This is a genomic window from Clostridium tagluense (assembly GCF_003865095.1).
Classification (GTDB): Bacteria; Bacillota; Clostridia; order Clostridiales; family Clostridiaceae; genus Clostridium_AD; species Clostridium_AD tagluense.
Genome location: NZ_BHYK01000005.1, coordinates 101,930 through 122,882 on the forward strand (window position 1 = coordinate 101,930; position 20,953 = coordinate 122,882).

General features: G+C 31.6%; 16 protein-coding genes and 1 pseudogene. All 17 read left to right on the top strand.

The window, feature by feature from the left end:
• Positions 1-18 precede the first annotated feature (18 nt).
• The 17 genes and pseudogenes from Ctaglu_RS06035 (at position 19) to Ctaglu_RS06115 (ending at position 20,932) form a co-directional block, all read left to right on the top strand.
• The gene (locus tag Ctaglu_RS06035) at positions 19-4,356 is read left to right on the top strand and encodes a PolC-type DNA polymerase III (protein ID WP_124999073.1); all 4,338 of its coding nucleotides are present in this window, start codon (positions 19-21) and stop codon (positions 4,354-4,356) included.
• A 221-nt stretch (positions 4,357-4,577) separates the two neighbouring features.
• Positions 4,578-5,039, top strand: a complete 462-nt coding sequence (rimP, locus tag Ctaglu_RS06040; protein ID WP_124999075.1) for a ribosome maturation factor RimP — start codon at positions 4,578-4,580, stop codon at positions 5,037-5,039.
• A gap of 13 nt (positions 5,040-5,052) precedes the next feature.
• Positions 5,053-6,159 carry a transcription termination factor NusA gene (gene nusA / locus Ctaglu_RS06045; RefSeq protein ID WP_124999084.1) on the top strand — a complete coding sequence of 369 codons (1,107 nt, stop codon included), beginning with the start codon at positions 5,053-5,055 and terminating at the stop codon, positions 6,157-6,159.
• An 11-nt stretch (positions 6,160-6,170) separates the two neighbouring features.
• Positions 6,171-6,446, top strand: a complete 276-nt coding sequence (gene rnpM, locus Ctaglu_RS06050; RefSeq protein ID WP_124999086.1) for an RNase P modulator RnpM — start codon at positions 6,171-6,173, stop codon at positions 6,444-6,446.
• A gap of 1 nt (position 6,447) precedes the next feature.
• Positions 6,448-6,759 carry a ribosomal L7Ae/L30e/S12e/Gadd45 family protein gene (locus Ctaglu_RS06055; RefSeq protein ID WP_124999088.1) on the top strand — a complete coding sequence of 104 codons (312 nt, stop codon included), beginning with the start codon at positions 6,448-6,450 and terminating at the stop codon, positions 6,757-6,759.
• A 23-nt stretch (positions 6,760-6,782) separates the two neighbouring features.
• The gene (gene infB / locus Ctaglu_RS06060) at positions 6,783-8,855 is read left to right on the top strand and encodes a translation initiation factor IF-2 (RefSeq protein ID WP_124999090.1); all 2,073 of its coding nucleotides are present in this window, start codon (positions 6,783-6,785) and stop codon (positions 8,853-8,855) included.
• Positions 8,856-8,876: 21 nt separating this feature from the next.
• A pseudogene (gene rbfA / locus Ctaglu_RS06065) lies at positions 8,877-9,233 on the top strand (30S ribosome-binding factor RbfA); the annotation flags it as partial.
• Between the two features lie 73 nt (positions 9,234-9,306).
• Positions 9,307-10,269, top strand: a complete 963-nt coding sequence (locus Ctaglu_RS06070) for a DHH family phosphoesterase (protein ID WP_124999094.1) — start codon at positions 9,307-9,309, stop codon at positions 10,267-10,269.
• Positions 10,266-11,135, top strand: coding sequence for a tRNA pseudouridine(55) synthase TruB (gene truB, locus Ctaglu_RS06075; RefSeq protein WP_124999096.1), 870 nt, complete (start codon positions 10,266-10,268; stop codon positions 11,133-11,135). The genes Ctaglu_RS06070 and truB overlap by 4 nt, the downstream gene beginning before the upstream one ends.
• Before the next feature lie 13 nt (positions 11,136-11,148).
• Positions 11,149-12,066: a bifunctional riboflavin kinase/FAD synthetase gene (locus tag Ctaglu_RS06080; RefSeq protein WP_124999098.1), complete on the top strand. Its 918-nt coding sequence runs from the start codon at positions 11,149-11,151 to the stop codon at positions 12,064-12,066.
• A 138-nt stretch (positions 12,067-12,204) separates the two neighbouring features.
• Positions 12,205-12,468: a 30S ribosomal protein S15 gene (rpsO, locus tag Ctaglu_RS06085; protein WP_124999100.1), complete on the top strand. Its 264-nt coding sequence runs from the start codon at positions 12,205-12,207 to the stop codon at positions 12,466-12,468.
• A gap of 110 nt (positions 12,469-12,578) precedes the next feature.
• The gene (locus Ctaglu_RS06090; protein ID WP_124999102.1) at positions 12,579-14,690 is read left to right on the top strand and encodes a polyribonucleotide nucleotidyltransferase; all 2,112 of its coding nucleotides are present in this window, start codon (positions 12,579-12,581) and stop codon (positions 14,688-14,690) included.
• Positions 14,691-14,781: 91 nt separating this feature from the next.
• A complete protein-coding gene (locus Ctaglu_RS06095; RefSeq protein WP_124999104.1) occupies positions 14,782-16,056 on the top strand; it encodes a M16 family metallopeptidase in 1,275 nt (424 codons plus the stop codon).
• A gap of 136 nt (positions 16,057-16,192) precedes the next feature.
• Entirely contained in the window at positions 16,193-16,468 is a 276-nt protein-coding gene (locus tag Ctaglu_RS06100; protein WP_124999106.1) for a YlmC/YmxH family sporulation protein, read from the top strand.
• Between the two features lie 15 nt (positions 16,469-16,483).
• Positions 16,484-17,674, top strand: coding sequence for an aspartate kinase (gene dapG, locus Ctaglu_RS06105; RefSeq protein WP_124999108.1), 1,191 nt, complete (start codon positions 16,484-16,486; stop codon positions 17,672-17,674).
• Between the two features lie 57 nt (positions 17,675-17,731).
• A complete protein-coding gene (locus Ctaglu_RS06110; protein WP_124999110.1) occupies positions 17,732-18,439 on the top strand; it encodes a ClpP family protease in 708 nt (235 codons plus the stop codon).
• A gap of 177 nt (positions 18,440-18,616) precedes the next feature.
• Positions 18,617-20,932, top strand: a complete 2,316-nt coding sequence (locus tag Ctaglu_RS06115; RefSeq protein ID WP_233439697.1) for an FtsK/SpoIIIE family DNA translocase — start codon at positions 18,617-18,619, stop codon at positions 20,930-20,932.
• The last annotated feature ends 21 nt before the right edge of the window (positions 20,933-20,953 follow it).

Below are 20,953 nucleotides of genomic sequence, written 5' to 3' on the forward strand. Positions count from 1 at the left end.
AAATCAGGAGGAATACTAATGAATGTAAGCCTAGCTGAAATGTTAAAAAATGATTTTGATTCAAACGAACAAACATTAGTAGATGATATTAAGGTGCTCCGAGTTCAATACCTTAAAAAAAGCAACAAATTAAGGGTGATAATCAAATCTTTTGTGAATATAGATGATTATAAAAAACTACTAATCAAAAATATTATTTCAAAACGGTTAAGTAGTTTTGAAGATATACAATTAATTTGTTACCAAGATGTATCAAATGCCACAATAGAAGATGTAGCAGATAAGTTTTGGTTAGATGTTGTCAATGTAATAGCTACCACGCAACCATCAAGTAAAGATAGTTTGTTAAAATCTTCTAGAACTATTGAAAATGGTACGTTGAAAATTCAGTGTGGTAATGATTTTATGTGCAAAATTCTAAGAGACAAAAACATAGAACTTCTTTTGAAAAACACTATAAATGATATGTTCGGAGTTAATTCACTTGTTAAATTAGAGCATAACAGTGAACTTTCTAAAGAAGAGGATATTGGCAAAAAAGAAAAGGAAAATCAAACTATAATTAATGAGATCATTAAAAATATAAATGTAGAAAAGAAAGATAAACCACAGACCAGTAGTCAAAATAAAGATTTCAGCAACGGTAATAAATGGAATAAAGGTAACGGGCAAGGTTATAAAAAAAATGAGGTTGCCGATGAAAACACAATAATGGGAAGAAATATAAATGGTGAAAATATAGAAATACAAGATATAAATGAAACTTCAGGAATAGTATGTGCCTGTGGTGATATTTTTAAAGTAAATATAATAGAAACAAAAACAGGAAGAATAATTATAACGTTTTTTATTACGGATTACACAAGTTCAATTACAGTTAAATGTTTTCCAAAGCCTAAAGATGTAGAAAAGATTATGGAAGAAATTAAAGTAGGACTATATTGTAAGCTACGTGGAGAAGCAAGTTATGATACCTATGCAAAAGAAGTTGTTATAATGGCAAGAGATATAGTAAAGCTAAAGAAAATAGAAAGAATGGACAATGCGCAAGAGAAAAGAGTTGAACTTCATATGCACACTCAAATGAGTGCAATGGATGGCATGACTCCAACTTCTAAACTTATTGAAAGAGCTGCTAAATGGGGACACTGCGCAGTAGCAATAACTGATCATGGTGTAGTGCAAGCTTTTCCTGAAGCCATGGATGCAGCAAAAAAAAATAATATTAAAATTATATACGGCGTTGAGGGTTACCTTGTAGATGATGGAGTTCCTATTGTTATTAATAATAAAAATGAAACTTTAGATGATTGTTTTGTAGTCTTTGATATAGAAACAACTGGTCTATCCAGTGAAAATGATAGAATTACTGAAATTGGGGCAGTTAAAATCGAAAATGGGAAAATAGTAGATAGATTTAATGAATTTGTAAATCCAGGAATAGATATACCTTACAAGATCACAGAACTTACTGGAATAACAAACGAAATGGTGGAGGATGCAGACTCCATTTGCGAAATTCTTCCTAAGTTTTTAGAGTTTACACAAGGTAGCGTGGTGGTAGCTCATAATGCTGCTTTTGATACAGCTTTTATTATAAAAAATGCAAAGAGGTTAGGACTCCTCTTTGAAAATGCAATTATGGATACAATCCCACTAGCAAAGTTTTTACTTCCAACTCTGAAACGCTTTAAGCTAAACACTGTGGCTAAGCATTTAGGCATTTCATTAGAAAATCATCATAGAGCTGTAGATGATGCTAAAGCTACTGCAGAAATACTATTACATTGCTTTGGTTTATTAAAAGAAAAAGATATTTTAGACTTAGATACATTAAATAAAAAGTTTTTAGGCGATTTCGATATAAAAAAGGCAAATACCTATCATGTGATTATTTTAGTGAAAAATCTAATAGGTCTTAAAAATCTTTATAAGCTTATTTCAATTTCAAATTTAGAACATTTCCATAGAAGACCTAGACTTCCTAAAACATTAATTGAAAAATATAGAGAAGGTCTTATAATTGGATCCGCCTGTGAAGCTGGGCAAGTATATAAGGAAGTGCTCCAAGGGAAATCGGAAGAAGATATTAAAAGCATTGTAGAATTTTATGACTATTTAGAAATACAACCACTCCTAAATAATAAATTTTTGATTAAAAATGGTATGGTAAAAGATGAAAATGAATTAATGGATATTAATAAAAAAATATGTGCTTTAGGAGAAAAAAATAATTTGCCAGTAGTGGCTACAGGGGATGTGCACTTTTTAGATGCCTCAGATGAAGTGTTTAGAAGGATTTTAATGGCTGGTAAAGGGTTTTCAGATGCAGATGACCAACCACCTCTATATTTTAAAACAACTAATGAGATGTTAAAGGAGTTTGCTTATTTAGGAGAAAAAAAATGCAGGGAAGTAGTAATTGTAAGTCCAAATAAGATCGCTGAACTTATAGAAGTTATAAAACCAATACCGGATGGAACGTTTCCACCTAAAATAGCGGGTGCAGAAGATGAAATTCGCGAGATGACCTTGGATAAAGTTCATTCAATATATGGCGAATCCTTACCAGAAGTAGTCCAAAAAAGATTGGACAAGGAATTAAACTCTATTATAAATAATGGATATGCTGTACTGTATCTAATAGCTGCAAAACTAGTAGCCAAATCTCTTGCTGACGGTTATTTAGTAGGCTCGAGAGGTTCAGTTGGATCTTCTTTTGTAGCCAATATGTCTAATATAACAGAAGTAAATGGCCTTCCACCCCATTATGTATGTCCGAGTTGTAAAAAGAGTGAATTCTTTTTAGATGGATCTATTGGATCAGGCGCTGATTTGCCTGGAAAAGAGTGTCCAAATTGTGGTGCACAATATATGAAAGATGGTCATGATATCCCATTTGAAACCTTCTTAGGCTTTGAAGGAGATAAAGAACCGGATATAGATTTGAATTTTTCAGGAGAAAATCAAGCAGACATCCATAGGTATACAGAGGTGCTGTTTGGAAAAGGGCATACTTTTAAGGCAGGGACAATTGGAACTATTGCTGACAAGACTGCTTATGGATATGTAAAAAAATATTTAGGTGAAAAAGATATTATGGTGCCCCAAGCCGAGATAGAACGGCTTGTACTTGGGTGTACTGGTGTTAAGAGGACGTCAGGGCAACATCCAGGTGGAATAATGGTTGTTCCAAGCGACAATGAGATATATAATTTTTGCCCAGTACAACATCCTGCAGACGATCCAACATCAGATATTGTTACAACACATTTTGATTACCATTCCATAAGTGGTAGGCTACTCAAACTTGATATACTTGGTCATGATGACCCTACGGTACTTAGGATGCTTCAAGACTTAACAGGACTTGACCCCAAAACTATTCCATTGTCAGATCCTAAGGTTATAAGTTTATTTACATCACCAAAAGCATTGGGGCTTACCATTAAAGAATTGGGTTGTGAAGTAGGAAGTTATGGTCTGCCAGAGTTTGGTACAAAATTTGTTAGACAGATGCTACTCGATACTCAGCCAAAATCTTTTGCAGATCTTGTTAGAATTTCAGGATTATCTCATGGTACGGACGTATGGATTAATAATGCACAATATTATATTAAAGAAGGATTTACAACATTAAAAGATTGTATTTCTACAAGAGATGATATTATGGTATATCTAATGCAGAAAGAACTTCCGCCTAAAACTGCTTTCACTATCATGGAGAGTGTAAGAAAAGGTAAGGGACTTAAGGAAGATGATGAAAAGATAATGAGAGAACATGATGTTCCTGATTGGTATATAGAATCTTGCAAAAAAATAAAGTATATGTTTCCTAAGGGGCATGCAGTAGCTTATGTAATGATGGCGGTAAGAATAGCCTACCATAAGGTATATTATCCTAAGGAATACTATGCTACTTACTTTACAATAAGAGCAGATGACTTTGATGCGGATTTGATTGCAAAAGGTGAGAGTGCTATAAAACTTAAAATGGATGAACTAGTGGCTATGGGTAATGATATAGGAACTAAAGAAAAAGGACTTCTAACAACCCTTGAGTTATCTTATGAAATGTTTAAAAGAGGAATCAAATTATTAAATGTGGATCTTTATAAATCTGATGCTGTTAAATTTAAAATTGAAGATGATGCAATAAGACCACCACTAAACGGTCTTGAGGGTGTAGGAGAAAATGCGGCTAAAAGCATAGTTGCAATAAGAGATGAAGGTGAGTTCATCTCAAAAGAAGATTTGAGAACTCGTTGCAAAATTTCTAAAACAGTAGTTGAAGCATTAGCGAATCATGGATGCTTAAAAGGACTGCCTGAGACAAATCAGCTGTCGTTTTTTTAGCGAAATATAATTAGCCCTTGAAATAGCAAATTTTATATGATAGAATAATATATATTGGTTATGGCTGATAATTTTATTGTAAGAGAGAATTTTATTGTAAGAGAGTAGGCCCGCCTACTCTCTATTTATTGAAACGCAACTCATGGTTGCGTTTTAATTATAATATTATGATTAATTATGTTAATAATTGTAGAAAATATTAATAAAAGGAGGGTGTTAAAATGAAAAATGATACCTTGATACAAAAACTTAGAAAAATAACTGAGCCAATAGCAGAAAAAAATAATCTTGAATTATATCATATAGAGTATGTAAAAGAAGCAGGAGAAAATTTTCTGAGAATTTATATAGATAGTGATAATGGAATATCTTTAGAAGATTGTGAAAAGGTCAGCAGAGCCACAAGCGAGATATTAGATGTAGAAGACCCAATAACTGATAGTTACTGTTTAGAAGTATCCTCTCCAGGTATTGAGAGAACTTTATATGATGATAATCATCTGAAAAAATACATTGGTGAGAATGTACTAGTTAATTTAAATAGTCTATATGAGGGCAAGAAAAAACTTGAGGGCAATTTATTAGGATTTTCTGATATACAAATAGAAATTCAATATGATGGGAATAATATATCTATTCCTAAAGAAAAGATTTCCATTGTGAATTTGAAACCAGTGCTGTAAGGAGGATGTTAAAATGAATCAGGAATTTATTGAAGCATTGAGAGAAATTGTAGATCAAAAGGGAATCAGTGAAGATTTACTTTTTCAAACTATTGAAGATGCATTAGTTGCAGCATATAAAAAAAATTATGCTACTTTGTCCAGCAATAGCCAAAATGTAAAAGTATCAATGAATAGAGAAACAGGCGAAATACATGTTTATGGTCAAAAGGTAGTTGTAGAAGAAGTGATTGAAGAAGTTAATGAAATATCACTCGAAGAAGCTAAAGAGTATAGCCCTAGATATCAAATTGATGATATCGTTGATATTGAAGTAACTCCAAGAAAATTCGGAAGAATAGCTGCACAATCTGCAAAACAAGTTGTTATTCAGAGAATTAAAGAAGCCGAAAGAAATATAATTTACAATGAATTTATCACCAAAGAATTTGATATTATTACAGGAAGTGTTATAAGGAAAGATAGAGGAAATGTATTTATAGATTTGGGTAAAATTGAAGCTGTGCTTGGAGCCAGTGAGCAAATGCCTGGTGAGGAATATAATTTCAATGAAAAACTAAAACTATATATTGTTGAGGTTAAAAATACTACTAAAGGTGCTCAAGTAGGAGTATCAAGAACTCATCCAGGTCTTGTAAAACGTTTATTTGAACTGGAAGTGCCAGAGGTTTTTGGTGGAGTTGTTGAAATAAAAAGTATTTCAAGAGAAGCAGGTTCAAGAACTAAAATCGCAGTATATTCAAATGATGAAAATGTTGATGCTATGGGAGCTTGTGTTGGGCCAAAAGGTATTAGAGTTCAAAATATAGTTAATGAATTAAGAAATGAAAAAATTGATATTATTAAGTGGAGCAAAAGATCTGAAGAATATATTTCAAATGCCTTAAGTCCGGCAAAGGTATTGAATGTAGTAGTTGAAGAAGCTTCTAAATCTGCAAAGGTTATAGTGGAAGATAATCAATTATCCCTGGCTATAGGAAAAGAAGGCCAAAATGTTAGATTGGCAGCAAGACTTACAGGTTGGAAAATTGACATTAAAAGTAGAACCCAAGCACAATATCAGATGGAAACAATCGAAACTATTGAAAATGAAGTAATCCAGACAATTACTGAAGAGTAGGTGATGGCTTTATGAAAGTTAAAAAAATACCTCAGCGCATGTGTACAGGTTGTATGGAAATGAAATGTAAAAAAGAGTTATTACGTATAGTTCGTAGTAAAGAAGGCGAAATTTCTATAGATTTAATCGGGAAAAAGCCAGGCAGAGGTGCATATATTTGTAAAAGTATAGAATGCTTTGAAAAATCTTTTAAGACAAAAAGATTAGAGCGAAATTTAGGTGGAAAAATAAGTGAAGAAATTTATGGAACACTGAAGGAACAAATAAATCCTGAAGGTGAGGTATAGCATGAACAATAAATTTTTTCAATTTTTGGGTTTGACTAAGAAAGCCGGCAAACTTATTGAAGGTTACAATCAATGTGAAGAAGCACTATCACATAGGAGAGGAACCCTTATAATAATGTCTCAGGAAAGCGCCACAAATACTAAAGATAAATTTAAGAGATTTAGTATTAAAAATAATATACCCCTTATAGAAGGAGTATCCAATGAGGTTCTAGGAAATTGTCTAGGAAGAGCAGAAATTAATGTTTTGTGCGTAAGTGATAAAAGAATGAGCGATAAGCTACTTAGCTTATGGAATGAAAGTAATGAATAAATTAAATTTCGGGGGTGAATGATTTGGCAAAAGTCAGAATATATGAATTAGCAAAAGAGTTAGAGGTGTCAAGTAAAGAATTAATTAATGTACTATTCGAAGAGTTTAGTATAAAAGCCAAGAATCATATGAGTGTAATTGAGGAAGAAGATGCTGAATTAATAAAGGAACTTTATAATGACGAAAATTCAGGACTTAAAGATGAAAAAAATGAAACAGTAGAGCATTATGAAAATATAGCTAATGAAGATGCTAACAAAGTCATTATTAGAAAAAGAGGTAGAAAAGGTAGAGATGAGCTTGGAAATGGTAACAATGGTGTTGAAGCAATAGATGATGAGGTTGTAGTAATTGAAGCTTCTATTACAGTTAAAGACTTAGCTGACACGCTAAAGAGACCTTATGTTGAAGTAATAAAACAACTTATTTTCATAGGCGTTATGGCTGGAATGAATCAAGAAATTGATTTTGCTACAGCTGAAAAAGTAATAGAAAAATATGGCGCGCTTGCAGTACTCAAAGATGCAGAAGAAGGCAAAATTGCTGATGATGAAGAAGTTGAAGAAGTTGAAGCTGATTTAGCAATAGCAAAAAAACCAGCTGTTGTAACAGTTATGGGTCACGTTGATCATGGTAAGACATCACTACTTGACTGTATTAGAAAAGCTAAGGTAACTGAAACAGAAGCAGGTGGAATTACACAACATATTGGTGCCTATACTGTTAATATTAATGGAGAAAAAATTACATTTTTAGATACACCTGGTCATGAAGCGTTCACAGCAATGAGAGCCAGAGGTGCTCAAATAACAGATATAGTTATACTTGTTGTAGCTGCAGATGATGGTATTATGCCACAAACTGCAGAAGCTATAAATCATTGTAAGGCTGCTAAGGTACCAATGATAGTAGCTATAAACAAGATAGATAGACCAGGAGCTAATGTTGATAAAGTTAAGCAAGAATTAACAGAGTATGGACTTGTAGCAGAAGATTGGGGTGGAGATACAATTTGTGTTCCAGTATCAGCTCATACTAAAGAGGGTATAGATACACTACTTGAAATGGTGCTTATTACAGCTGAAATGTTAGAACTCAAAGCAAACCCTAACAGACGTGCAAAAGGAACTGTAATAGAAGCGAAACTTGATAAAGGTAGAGGACCACTTGCTACACTATTAATACAGAATGGTACATTAAGCACTGGTGATTCTATAATAGTTGGTTCAACTTACGGAAGAATAAGAGCGATGTTTGATGATAAGGGTAACAAAATAAAAACTGCAGGACCTTCTATACCAGTAGAAATACTTGGATTATCTGAAGTACCAGAAGCTGGAGATAGATTTAATGTAGTTAAAGATGAGAAAACGGCAAGAAATATGGCTGAAACTAGAAAATCAAAATCAAGAGAAGAACATTTTCAATCTAGTAATAGAGTTTCTATGGAAAATCTATATAGTCAAATACAAGAAGGATCTGTTAAGGAACTTGGTGTTATTGTAAAAGCTGATGTTCAAGGATCTGTAGAAGCTGTACGTCAATCCCTAGAAAAATTATCTACTGATAATGTTAAAGTAAGAGTTATACATTCTGGAGTTGGAGCGATTACAGAAACAGACGTTACACTTGCAGCAGCTTCAAATGCAATAATTATAGGGTTTAATGTAAGACCAGATAATAATGCTGCAATAGTTGGTGAAAAAGAAAAGGTAGAAATTAAAACTTATAGAGTAATTTACGATGCTCTTGATGATATAAAAGCTGCAATGGTTGGAATGCTCGATCCTGTATATAAAGAAGTTGTTCTAGGTAGAGTAGAAATAAGACAAATATACAAAGTTTCAAATGTAGGAACAATAGCTGGGTCTTATGTATTAACTGGTAAGATTACAAGAAATAGTAGTGTACGTGTGCTTAGAAATGGAATAGTAATAACTGAATCAACACTGGCTTCATTGAAGAGATTTAAAGATGATGCAAAAGAGGTTGCTGCTGGATATGAATGTGGATTAAGTGTAGAAAAATTCAATGATCTTAAAGAAGGCGACATTATCGAAGCATTCATAATGGAAGAAGTAAAACCAAAATTATAAGTATAAGGAGTGGTGGGTTGTATGGTTAATTATAGAAATGGTAGAATAAACGAAGAAATCAAAAAAGAAGTAAGCAATACAATTCAAAACAAAATAAAAGATCCAAGAAAAAGTGCTATGGTAAGTGTAACAAAAGTAGATACAACAAAAGACCTAACATATACAAAGGTTTATGTTAGTATATTTGGTAGTGAAGCTTCTAAAAAAGAAACAATTCAAGCGCTTAAAAGTTCAACTGGACTTATGAGAAAAGAAATAGGGGCTCATGTTAAGCTAAGACATGTTCCTCAAGTTCTCATAGAGGTAGATGAAACTATAGAAAAAGCAATACATTTAGAGGGCATTTTCAACCAGATAAAGGCAAAAGAAAAGATTGATGGAGAAAGCGTAAGCGATGAAGATATAGATGATGAGGATATGAATGAAGAAGATATAAGTAACGAAGATAGCGATGAAAATTAATGATATTATTGATAGAATAAAGCTATTCAAAAAAATTGCTATAACTTTTCATACTTCACCAGATGGTGATTCCTTAGGTAGTGCACTAGCTTTACTTATTGGACTTAGAAAACTAAAAAAGGAAGTCTATATAATTTCAAAAGAAATTATACCACAAACTTTTCAGTTTTTGCCATGCTCAAATGAAATTAATGGTGAAACAATTGAGCCATTAAAGGATACAGAGTGTGTTATAGTATTAGATTGTGGTGATTTTAAAAGAATTAATGCAAATTTATGTATGCAAAATAAGAATTTTGAATTAATTAATATGGATCACCATTTATCTAATGATTTATATGGAGATTTAAATTTTGTTGATACAAGCGCTTCTGCAGTTGGAGAAATTGTGTATGAAGTGCTTAAACTTCTTCATATAGAAATAGACAAAGAAATAAGCAGATGCTTGTACACTTCACTACTTACAGATACGGGATCATTTAGGCATTCCAGCACCACAGCAGTAACTCATAATATAGCAGGTGAACTTATTAATACAGGTATAGAGTTTAGTAACATCCATAGAATGATTTTTGAAAACAAGAAATTTGAAAAAATAAAATTCTATGGAGAAGTTATTAATAGTATGACTTCAGAACTCAATGCTAAAGTGTGTATTATGTATATATCTAAAACCATGCTTGAAAAATATGAGACCGTTTCCGAAGATACATCAGATGTTATTGCTTTTGGTGCTTCCATAGATACGGTTGAAGTTACTATTCTTATAAAAGATGCTGAAAATGGTGTTAAGGTGAGTTTAAGATCTAAATCACTAGTAGATGTTAGTAAAGTTGCCGAGGTATTTAACGGTGGCGGACATATTAGAGCTTCAGGTTTTTTCACAGAAGGGGATTTCCATGACACTAAAGTGAAATTGCTGGAAATTATAGAAAAAGAGTTGATAAAATGAATGGTATATTAAATGTATTTAAACCTACAGGAATGACCTCTTTTGATGTAGTTCGCATAATAAAAAAAATCAGTCATATAAAAAAAGTAGGCCACGCTGGCACTCTAGACCCTGAGGCTAGCGGGGTTTTACCTGTTTGTATAGGAAAAGCAACAAAAGCTATTGACTATATAATGGCGGATTTTAAAATTTATGAAACTGAACTTAAGTTAGGCGTTATTACAGATACTTATGACAGAGAAGGTAAAATTCTACATGAGTGTGAGGTCAATTTGAGTGAAGATGAAATTACACGGGCGATTAATTCATTTATAGGAGAAATAAAACAAGTTCCTCCTATGTACTCAGCTTTAAAGGTTAATGGAAAAAAACTTTATGAACTGGCAAGGGCTGGGATAGAAATAGAGAGAGAAGCAAGAGCTATAACAATTTATGACATAGAAATTAGTTCTATTAAAATACCTTACGTAAGCTTTAGGGTAAAATGCTCTAAGGGTACATATATTAGAAGTCTATGTTATGATATTGGAGAATTATTAAAATGTGGTGGAATGATGTGGAACTTGCAAAGAACAGCTACAGGGCAATTTCATATTGAAGATGCTATAAATATTAATGATTTAAATGAAGAAAATATAAATGGACATATTATGCCTATAGAAAGTATTTTTAAAAATAATACTAAAATTACCATAGAGGATAGATTTGTTAAGTTCTTATTAAATGGTGTTGTAGTAAAAGATAAAGCTTTAGCTTCTAAGTTTGAAAGCGAAAAAATGTATAGTATCTATAATAATGACAACGACTTTATTGGGATTGCGGATAAAGGAAATGATGGTGTTAGGCTAATAAAATCATTTATATAGGAGCATATTAAAAATGATAATTATAAAAGATAATTTTAAAACTAAACTTGAATATCCAACATACATTGCACTGGGAAGTTTTGATGGACTCCATTTAGGACATATGCATCTTGTAAATAAAGCGGTGGAATTAGCAAAAGAGAATAATGCTAAAAGTATGATTTGTACTTTTAAAAATCATCCATTATCTGTTATCAACAAAGAAATTTGTCCACAGCTAATAATGGATAATGACACCAAAATAAAATTACTAGAGGGAACAGGTATTGATATTGTTAATTTAGTTAGTTTTGATAAGGATTTTATGAAGATAACTCCAGAGCAGTTCATAAAAGACATGGTGAATTTCTATAATACAAAGGGAATAGTTGTTGGTTTTAATTATAGATTTGGATATAAAAATTTAGGCGATGTAGAAATGCTTCAAAAGTACAGTGGTATACTAGGTTATAAGCTATATGTTTGTGAAGCTATTAGTAATAACAATGAGGTTGTAAGTAGTTCAAATATACGCCATCTTATAGCTGAGGGGAATATCATTAAAGCAAATGAACTTTTAGGAAGACCGCATTCTATTACTGGTGAAGTAATTAAAGGGAAACAACTTGGAAGAACTATTGGATTTCCAACTGTAAATTTAAATTACAATAAGCAATATATCATTCCTAAGGGAGGGGTATACTATACTTTAGCCCAGTATGATAATAATATTTATAAAGCTATAACAAATATAGGGTATAATCCTACTGTAGAAGGTGGAAAACTATCAGTAGAAACCTATATTTTGAATTTTGATAAACAAATCTATGGTGAAAAGGTTAAAATTAACTTTGTAAATAGGATAAGAGATGAAGTTAATTTTGATACCGTTGAGGAATTAAGACAACAGCTTATAAAGGATAAAGAATACGCTATTAAGCAAAAAAAGTAGAAAAATATCATTAAGATATAAAAACTAATTTACAATTTAATTTTAGTTTGTTATAATTGATTTGAACCTTATGCTAAGTTCACCGAATTGCTAACGGTGTACTTGGAATATGGGGATTATATTCGGAGGTGTTGTAAAATGCAAAAAGCTACAAAACAAGAAATAATGACTAAACATGCGAGACATGAAGGAGACACAGGTTCTCCAGAGGTGCAAATCGCACTACTTACTGAAAGAATTTTAGAGTTAACTGAACACTTAAAAATTCATAAAAAAGACCACCATTCAAGAAGAGGTCTATTAATGATGGTTGGACAAAGAAAAGGTATGTTAGGTTACTTAAAGAACCAGGATATTGAAAGATATCGTGCAATTCTTGCAGAGCTTGGACTAAGAAAGTAATTAAGAGCGGCTTAGCCGCTCTATTATTTTAAGTAATAGTAATAAAATTAGATTTTAAAAACACATATATTAGCTAATAATATTAGTAAAAATTGAAGGGAGGCAAATATATGATTCATGTTATAGAAACTACTGTTGCAGGTAGAACTCTTAAAGTTGAATATGGTAAGGTTGGAATGCTTTCAAACTGTTCAATATTCATGAGCTATGGCGAAACAGTAGTTATGGTCAATGCAAATGCATCAGAAAAACCAAAGGAAGGTATTGATTTCTTTCCACTAAGTGTAGAATATGAAGAAAGACTTTATGCCGTTGGTAAGATTCCTGGTGGGTTCATAAAGAGAGAAGCAAGACCATCAGAAAGAGCAATTTTAACAGCAAGAGGTATTGATAGGCCACTTAGACCATTATTTCCTAAAGGATATAAAAACGATGTGCAAATTGTTTGTACTGTATTATCAGTTGAACAAGATAATTCACCTGAGATACTTGCTATGAATGCAGCATCAATGGCATTATGTATATCAAGTATACCTTTTACTGATGCTGTTGCAACGGTTTCAGTGGGTCTTGTTGATGATAAGTTCATATTGAGCCCTACTGTAGAAGAGAGAAATGCTAGTTCTATGAATCTTACAGTTTGTGCAACAAAAGACAATGTAACAATGATAGAAGCTAGTGGAAATGAAATACCAGAAGATGTAATGATAAATGCAATTGATTTTGCTTTTGAAGCATGTAAAAAAATTGTAGCTTTCCAAGAAGAAGCTGTGGCTAAGTTTGGAAAAGAAAAAGTCATTCCTCAAATAAGTAAAATAGATGAAACTCTCCAAAGTGAAGTTAGAGATTTCTCATTTGATATGTTTAAGACAGCGATGTACATAATGGATAAAGATGAGAGAAATAAAATGGTAGATGAAATAAAACAAAAAATAAGCCTTGAATTTAATGAAAAATACGCAGATAAAAAATCTGATATAGGTGAAGTTGCATATAGCATCCAAAAAGAAATAGTTAGAAATATGATGCTAAATGAAGATAGAAGACCAGATGGAAGAGCTTTTGATCAAGTTAGGCCAATAAGTTGTGAAGTAGGGATACTTCCTAGAACTCATGGAACAGGTCTATTTACAAGAGGGCTTACTCAAGTAATGGGTGTTGCAACACTTGGAGCATTAGGTGAAGCTCAGAATTTAGATGGAATAGGAAATGAAGATTCTAAAAGATATATGCATCATTATAATTTTCCAGCTTATAGCGTAGGAGAAGTTAAACCAATGCGTGGACCTGGAAGACGTGAAATTGGTCATGGTGCACTAGCAGAAAAAGCAGTAGAACCACTTTTACCATCTGTAGAAGATTTCCCATATGCTATTCGTGTGGTATCAGAAGTGTTAAGTTCTAATGGTTCAACATCACAAGCAAGTGTAAGTGCAAGTATTTTAGCACTACTCGATGCTGGGGTTCCACTTAAGAGACCTGCTGCGGGTATTGCAATGGGACTTATTACAAATGCTGATTTAACTAAAGAAAAAGTATTGACAGATATTCAAGGTATAGAAGATTTCTTTGGTGACATGGACTTTAAAGTAGCTGGAACTGAGCTAGGTATTACAGCTATACAAGTTGATACAAAGCTTCATGGCTTGTCTAATTATTGCATTAAAACTGCAATTAATGATGCCAAAGTTGCTAGACTTCATATATTAGAGAAAATGAATCAATGTATTTCAGGAGAAAGAAGTGAAATATCAATATATGCTCCTAGAATTTACACACTAAACATAGCACCTGATAAGATTAGAGACATAATTGGACCTGGTGGAAAAATGATAAAGAAAATTATAGCAGAAACCGGTGTTAAAATTGACACTTATGATGATGGAAAAGTTGTAATTATGTCTAGTGATAGTGTTTGTGCAAATAGAGCAGTAAAAATCATTGAAGATTTAACTAAATCAGTTAAGGTAGGCGAAATATATTTAGGAAAAGTAACAAAAATTGCTGCTTTTGGAGCATTTGTTGAAATACTTCCTAATAAAGAAGGATTAGTGCATATATCTAAACTTGATTTTGCTAGAGTAAATAAAGTAGAAGATATTGTTTCAGTGGGCGATGAAATATTAGTAAAAGTAATGGAAATAGATAATCAAGGAAGAGTAAATCTTTCAAGAAGAGATGCTATTAAAGATAGTGAAACTGAAAAAAAAGATGCTGAATAATAGAAGGGCTTAGATGCCTTTTTATTTTTTTTAATAAAAAAACACTAATATGCACATATTAAATATAAATTCTCATTAAGGAGAGGCGCATATGTATAATTTATTTAAGTTAAATAACGGGTTAAGAGTTGTAGTTGAGAACATAGAATATGTAAATTCTGTAAGCGTAGGACTATGGATAGAAAATGGTTCAAGAAATGAAAATGCAAGTAATAGTGGAATATCACATTTTATTGAGCATATGCTTTTTAAAGGAACAAGTGGTAGGACTGCAAAACAAATTGCCGAAGCTATTGAAGACGTTGGTGGTCAAATAAATGCATTTACAGGAAAAGAAGCTACATGTTATTACATAAAAGCTTTAGATACACATTTAGAATTGTCATTGGATATTCTGTCAGATATGCTTTTTAATAGTAATTTTTCAGAAGAGGAAATTGAAAAAGAAAAAGGTGTAATTTGCGAAGAAATAAATATGAGCGAAGATTCACCAGAGGATGTATTAATAGATTTACACACAAAGGCAATTTGGAATAAGGATTCTATATCTTTACCTATTTTGGGAACCATGGAAACTGTAAAATCTTTTAATAGAAAAATGATGTTAGATTACATTGATTCATATTATATACCGGAAAATTCAGTTATATCAATTTCTGGTAAATTTGACATGAAAAATATAGAAAAGCTTCTAGAAAAATATTTTGGAAAATGGCATACTAAAAATAAAAATATTACTAAATATAGTAGTCCGGAGCTTCTAAATCACCATTATTTTAGAAAAAAGGATATTGAACAACTTCACATAAGTCTAGGAATGCCTGGAGTGGAAATTGGAAATGAGGATACATATACTCTAATATTACTAAGTAATATATTAGGAGGAGGAGCTTCCTCAATGTTATTTCAAAAAATTCGTGAAGAATTAGGACTGTGTTACTCAATTTATTCTTACATATCAGCCTTTAAAAACACTGGGATTGTAAGCATTTATGCGGGGCTAAATCCATTACAGGCAGAAGTTGCTATTGATGCAATAAAAGAAGAGGTTAAAAAATTTGCAAAATCAGGAATTGATAATGAAAGATTACTAAAGGCTAAAGAACAGTTAAAGGGTAGCTATATTCTAGGGCTTGAAAGCACCAGCAGTAGAATGTTTAGTAATGGCAAATCTGTTATGTTTTTGAATAAAATTAATACTCCTAAAGACGTACTTAGAAAAATAAATGAGATAGATATGGCACGTGTAAACTCTGTCATGGAAAAGACTTTTAAAAAGGGTATAATAAATTCTGCATATGTAGGTAAAGAAAGAGAAATGCTAAATAAGCTCTTTAAAGGAAATATTATTTCTATGGATAAGTAAATTTATTTATGATAATATAGAAATTATGCATAACTCCACAATATATTCCATAGTATTTTAGGGGCATGAAAATAAATAAAAGTTATTTGTTATTTATTTTCATGTCCCTCAGAGAATTGGTAAGGAGGGAGCTTATATGGAAGATAATATAAAATTATACAGTGAAATGGAAAGATATGAAATTATCAATATTAATGATGGTGATAAATATAGCAATTTAGGTAGCAATGATGTGGTTATTGATGAGAATGGTCTTCTGAAATTTTTAATTATTAATGAGGGTAGTTCTAAATTTAGTTTTTTCAAAAATAATGATATTATTGAGGTACCTTGGGAATATGTAAAAAAAATAGGCTCAAGAACTATAATAATTGATGTTGATAATGAATTTTTAAAAAAATCTCATATTTAACTTTGGAGGCCATAAATGAAAATATTAGTGCAAAAGTTTGGAGGCACATCTGTTTCAACGCAGGAAAAGAGAAAGCTTGTAGTGTGTAAAGTAATGAACGCAAAGGAAGAAGGCTATTTTCCTGTGGTAGTAGTATCTGCCATGGGACGAAAAGGAGATCCTTACGCTACAGATACTCTGCTATCACTTATAGATGATAATTTTAAAGTAGCAAATCCATTAGCACTAGATTTGCTAATGAGTTGTGGGGAAACTATAAGTACTGTAATAATGTGTAATGAATTAAATAGTAAAGGTATTGATGCTGTTCCCTTAACTGGAGGACAAGCAGGTATAATTACAGATTGCAATTATAACAATGCAGCAATACTTAACGTGGATACAAAGCAAATACTTAGCATACTGCAAAAGGGAAAAATTCCTGTAGTAGCAGGATTTCAAGGTAAGGATGAAAATAACTATATTACAACTATAGGTAGAGGTGGAAGTGATGTTACTGCTGCAATACTCGGAGCAGCACTTAATGCAGTAGAGACTCAAATATACACTGATGTAGATGGTATTATGACAGCAGATCCACGAATAGTTTCTGAAGCGACTTTAATAAAGAAAATAAGTTATGATGAAATTTTTCAATTTGCAGATCAAGGAGCCAAGGTGATACACCCAAGAGCCGTGGAGATATCTAGAAAATATAATATACCACTCGTAATAAAGAACACTATGAACAATTGTGATGGGACGGTAATTAGTAATTTAGGAAATGAAGGCTATGAAAGTATAATTACAGGTATTACACATATGAATAATAGAGTTCAAATAAAAATATGTAAAAATTCAGATTCTAGTTACGAGGATCTCTTTGATATCTTAGCTGAAAACCTTATAAGCATAGATCTTATAAACGTTTTCCCTAAAGAGAAAATATTTACTATTGATGAAAAAGACTTTATTAAATTTCAAAATTTAATAAAAGAGATTAATCTGGTTTGTTCTTTTGTGAAGGAGTGTAGTAAAATTTCAATTATAGGTTCAAAAATGAGAGGTATACCAGGTGTTATGGCTAGGATACTTAAAGCGTTAACTAGAGAAAAAATTGAAGTGTTGCAAACAGCAGATTCACATATGACTATATGGTGTCTTGTAGAAACAGAATATGTTGAAGGTGCAATTAATGCCTTGCACAGGGAATTTAAATTAGGATAATAAATGTATATAGTTTCTCTTAATGCACAAAATAAAGATGGATTAGGAGGAATGCAAATGCCAAAAGAACAAAAAAATAAAGAAGATAAGAAAAGTGACATTATTGTGGAAAATTCAAATCAGCAGGTTGAAAATATCAAAGAACTGGGAGTAACTAATGTTCCAAATCAAAGCGACAAAATTCAAGTTTTGTCTATTATTGGTCAAATAGAAGGACATATGATGTTATCTCCTCAAACTAAAACTACTAAGTATGAACATGTTATTCCAGAGCTAATTGCTATGGAAAGGGATGAAAAAGTAAAAGGTATTCTTATAGTTCTAAACACTGTAGGAGGCGATGTGGAAGCAGGCCTTGCAATAGCTGAGATGATTAGAAGTGTTAGCAAACCAACAGTATCATTAGTAGTTGGAGGTGGCCATTCAATAGGTATCCCCCTCGCAACTGCTGCTACCTATTCATTCATATCACCATCTGCAACTATGATAATTCACCCTATAAGAATGAATGGTTTGATAATAGGGGTTCCCCAAACTTTTGAATATTTTAATAAAATGCAAGAAAGAATAACTGAATTTATTATTAGAACTTCTCGAATCGATAAGGAGACCGTAAATAGGTTAATGCTTCAAACTGATGAACTTTTAAATGATATGGGTACTATACTTATCGGAAAACAAGCAGTTGATAATGGATTAATAGATGAAGTTGGTGGAATTAGTGAAGCCTTATCAAAATTAAATGAAATAATAGATAAAGCTTAAAAATAGATATAAATAGGTTCTATGGGCCTATTTATATCTATTTTATTGATTTTTTTACCATAAGCCATAGGAGTAATTGAGTTTTTTATGTTATACTTTAAAATTCATCTATAAATCTATATAAAGTTAAAGGAGATTTCTAAAATTTGTAGAAATATTAAGAATGGAGGTGATACTTTGGCTAGAAAAAAAACTAAATCTAAAGTTAGTAGTAGTGTAGGTTCTGATAGTGAAATTTTTGGAATTATTTTAATAACAATAGGCATATTAATTTTATTTAGTATCTTCTCTACTATGTTTTCAAGTTCTGATTCTATATCAGGTACTATAGGAGATTTTATTAACCACTTACTTTTTGCAATACTAGGGGTAGGTGCATACTTTTCGCCGTTTTTGATAATATTTATGGGTATATGCTCCATCCTTAAGAAAGGTAAGATAAACTTCAGTAAGAAGTTTTATGGAATAATACTTTTTATAATAAATACATTGCTATTTATACAAATGCTATCTTTTAATAAGTATTATGTTAAAGGTGAGTTTTGGCAGGGAATAAATAAAATATACAATTCAGAGCATGTGCCACATGGCGGGATTATTAGTTATTCAATTGATGTACCACTGCATACATTATTTGGAACTGTGGGAACTTTTATAATTTTTATTGGTATTTATGTTATATGTTTAACTTTAATATTAGAAATATCTTGGCATGACATTTGTTTCGATCTAAAGGATAAATTTGTAACTGAAAAGACTAAAAAGACTAAGAAGACTAACGATAATAAGGAGTTATATATAGAAAATAGTGATAAGCAAGAAGAGTTGATACTACCCAATGAAGAAAAAAATGATTTTATTAAAGGAAGTAACAATAAAATTAAAATATTTGATTTTATAAGATCAAGTGAAGTTGCGTCAGAAGTGGAAATTGTAAATAAAGAAGAAACTGTTAGTGATATTAGACAAGGCGATGCAGGCGTATCTAAAGAAAAGCATATAGATAATTCTATTAAACAAGAAGTAGAACAAGAAATTCAATTAAATAGTGCACATTCAAAATCAAATTATAAATATGATTTTCCAACTGTGGATTTATTAAATGAAAATACTACTTCCAAAATGAATAAAAATGATAAAAAAGAATTGCTTAGTAGTGCTACTAAGTTGCAAGAAACATTAAGTAGCTTTGGAGTTGAAGCAAAAGTTATTCAAGTTACAAAAGGACCTTCAGTGACAAGATTTGAACTTCAACCAAATGCTGGTGTTAAGGTCAGCAAAATTGTAAATTTAGCAGATGATATTGCATTGAATTTGGCTTCTTCTGGTGTAAGAATTGAAGCCCCTATACCTGGTAAGGCAGCTGTAGGTATTGAAGTGCCGAATAAAGAGTTAAGTGCAGTTTACCTAAGAGAGGTAATAGAGTCAAATGAATTTTCAGCTACAAATAAAAATTTATCTTTTAGTCTAGGAAAAGATATAGGAGGTAATTGTGTTGTTTCAGATTTGACGAAAATGCCTCATTTGCTAGTAGCAGGAGCTACGGGATCTGGAAAGAGTGTTTGTATAAATTCATTAATAATAAGTTTACTTTATAAATATTCTCCAGAGGAGGTTAAGCTTTTATTAATTGACCCTAAGGTAGTTGAATTAAATATTTATAATGGAATACCACATCTATTAATACCAGTTGTAACAGATCCCAAAAAATCTGCAGGCGCTTTAAATTGGGCTGTAAATGAAATGACAAGAAGGTACAAACTTTTCGCTGAAAACAATGTACGTAATATTGAAGGATATAATGAATTAGTTAATAAAGGTATTGAGGAAAATAAATTACCTTGGATAGTAATTATAATTGATGAATTAGCAGACCTCATGACTGTTTGTGCCAATGACGTAGAAGAATACATTGGAAGACTGGCACAAATGGCAAGAGCGGCTGGTATGCATTTAGTAATTGCTACGCAAAGACCATCAGTAGATGTTATTACAGGGGTTATAAAGGCAAATATACCTTCAAGAATATCCTTTGCAGTTTCAAGTCAAATAGATTCAAGAACAATTTTAGATTCCGCTGGTGCAGAAAAATTGCTAGGTAAAGGCGATATGCTTTTTTACCCTGTAGGAGAGGCTAAACCATTTAGAATTCAAGGGGCTTTTGTATCAGAAGAAGAAGTTGAGCGAGTGGTTGATTTTATAAAAAGTCAGAACTCAGAATTAAACTATGAAAAAGAAATAATAGACCAAATAGAAGGTAGTTTAAGTAATAAAGATGAGGCTTGCGATATTGATGAGTTATTAAATGAAGCAATTAAAATAGTAGTTGAAAATGATCAAGCTTCCACTTCCTTATTGCAACGTAAGCTAAAAATAGGGTATAATAGAGCAGCAAGAATTATAGAGCAAATGGAGGAACGTGGAATTATTTCAGGTAGAAATGGAAGTAAGCCTAGAGAAATATTATTAAGCCAAAGTGAATTAAAAGATTAATAATATAAATTTATGTAAGAA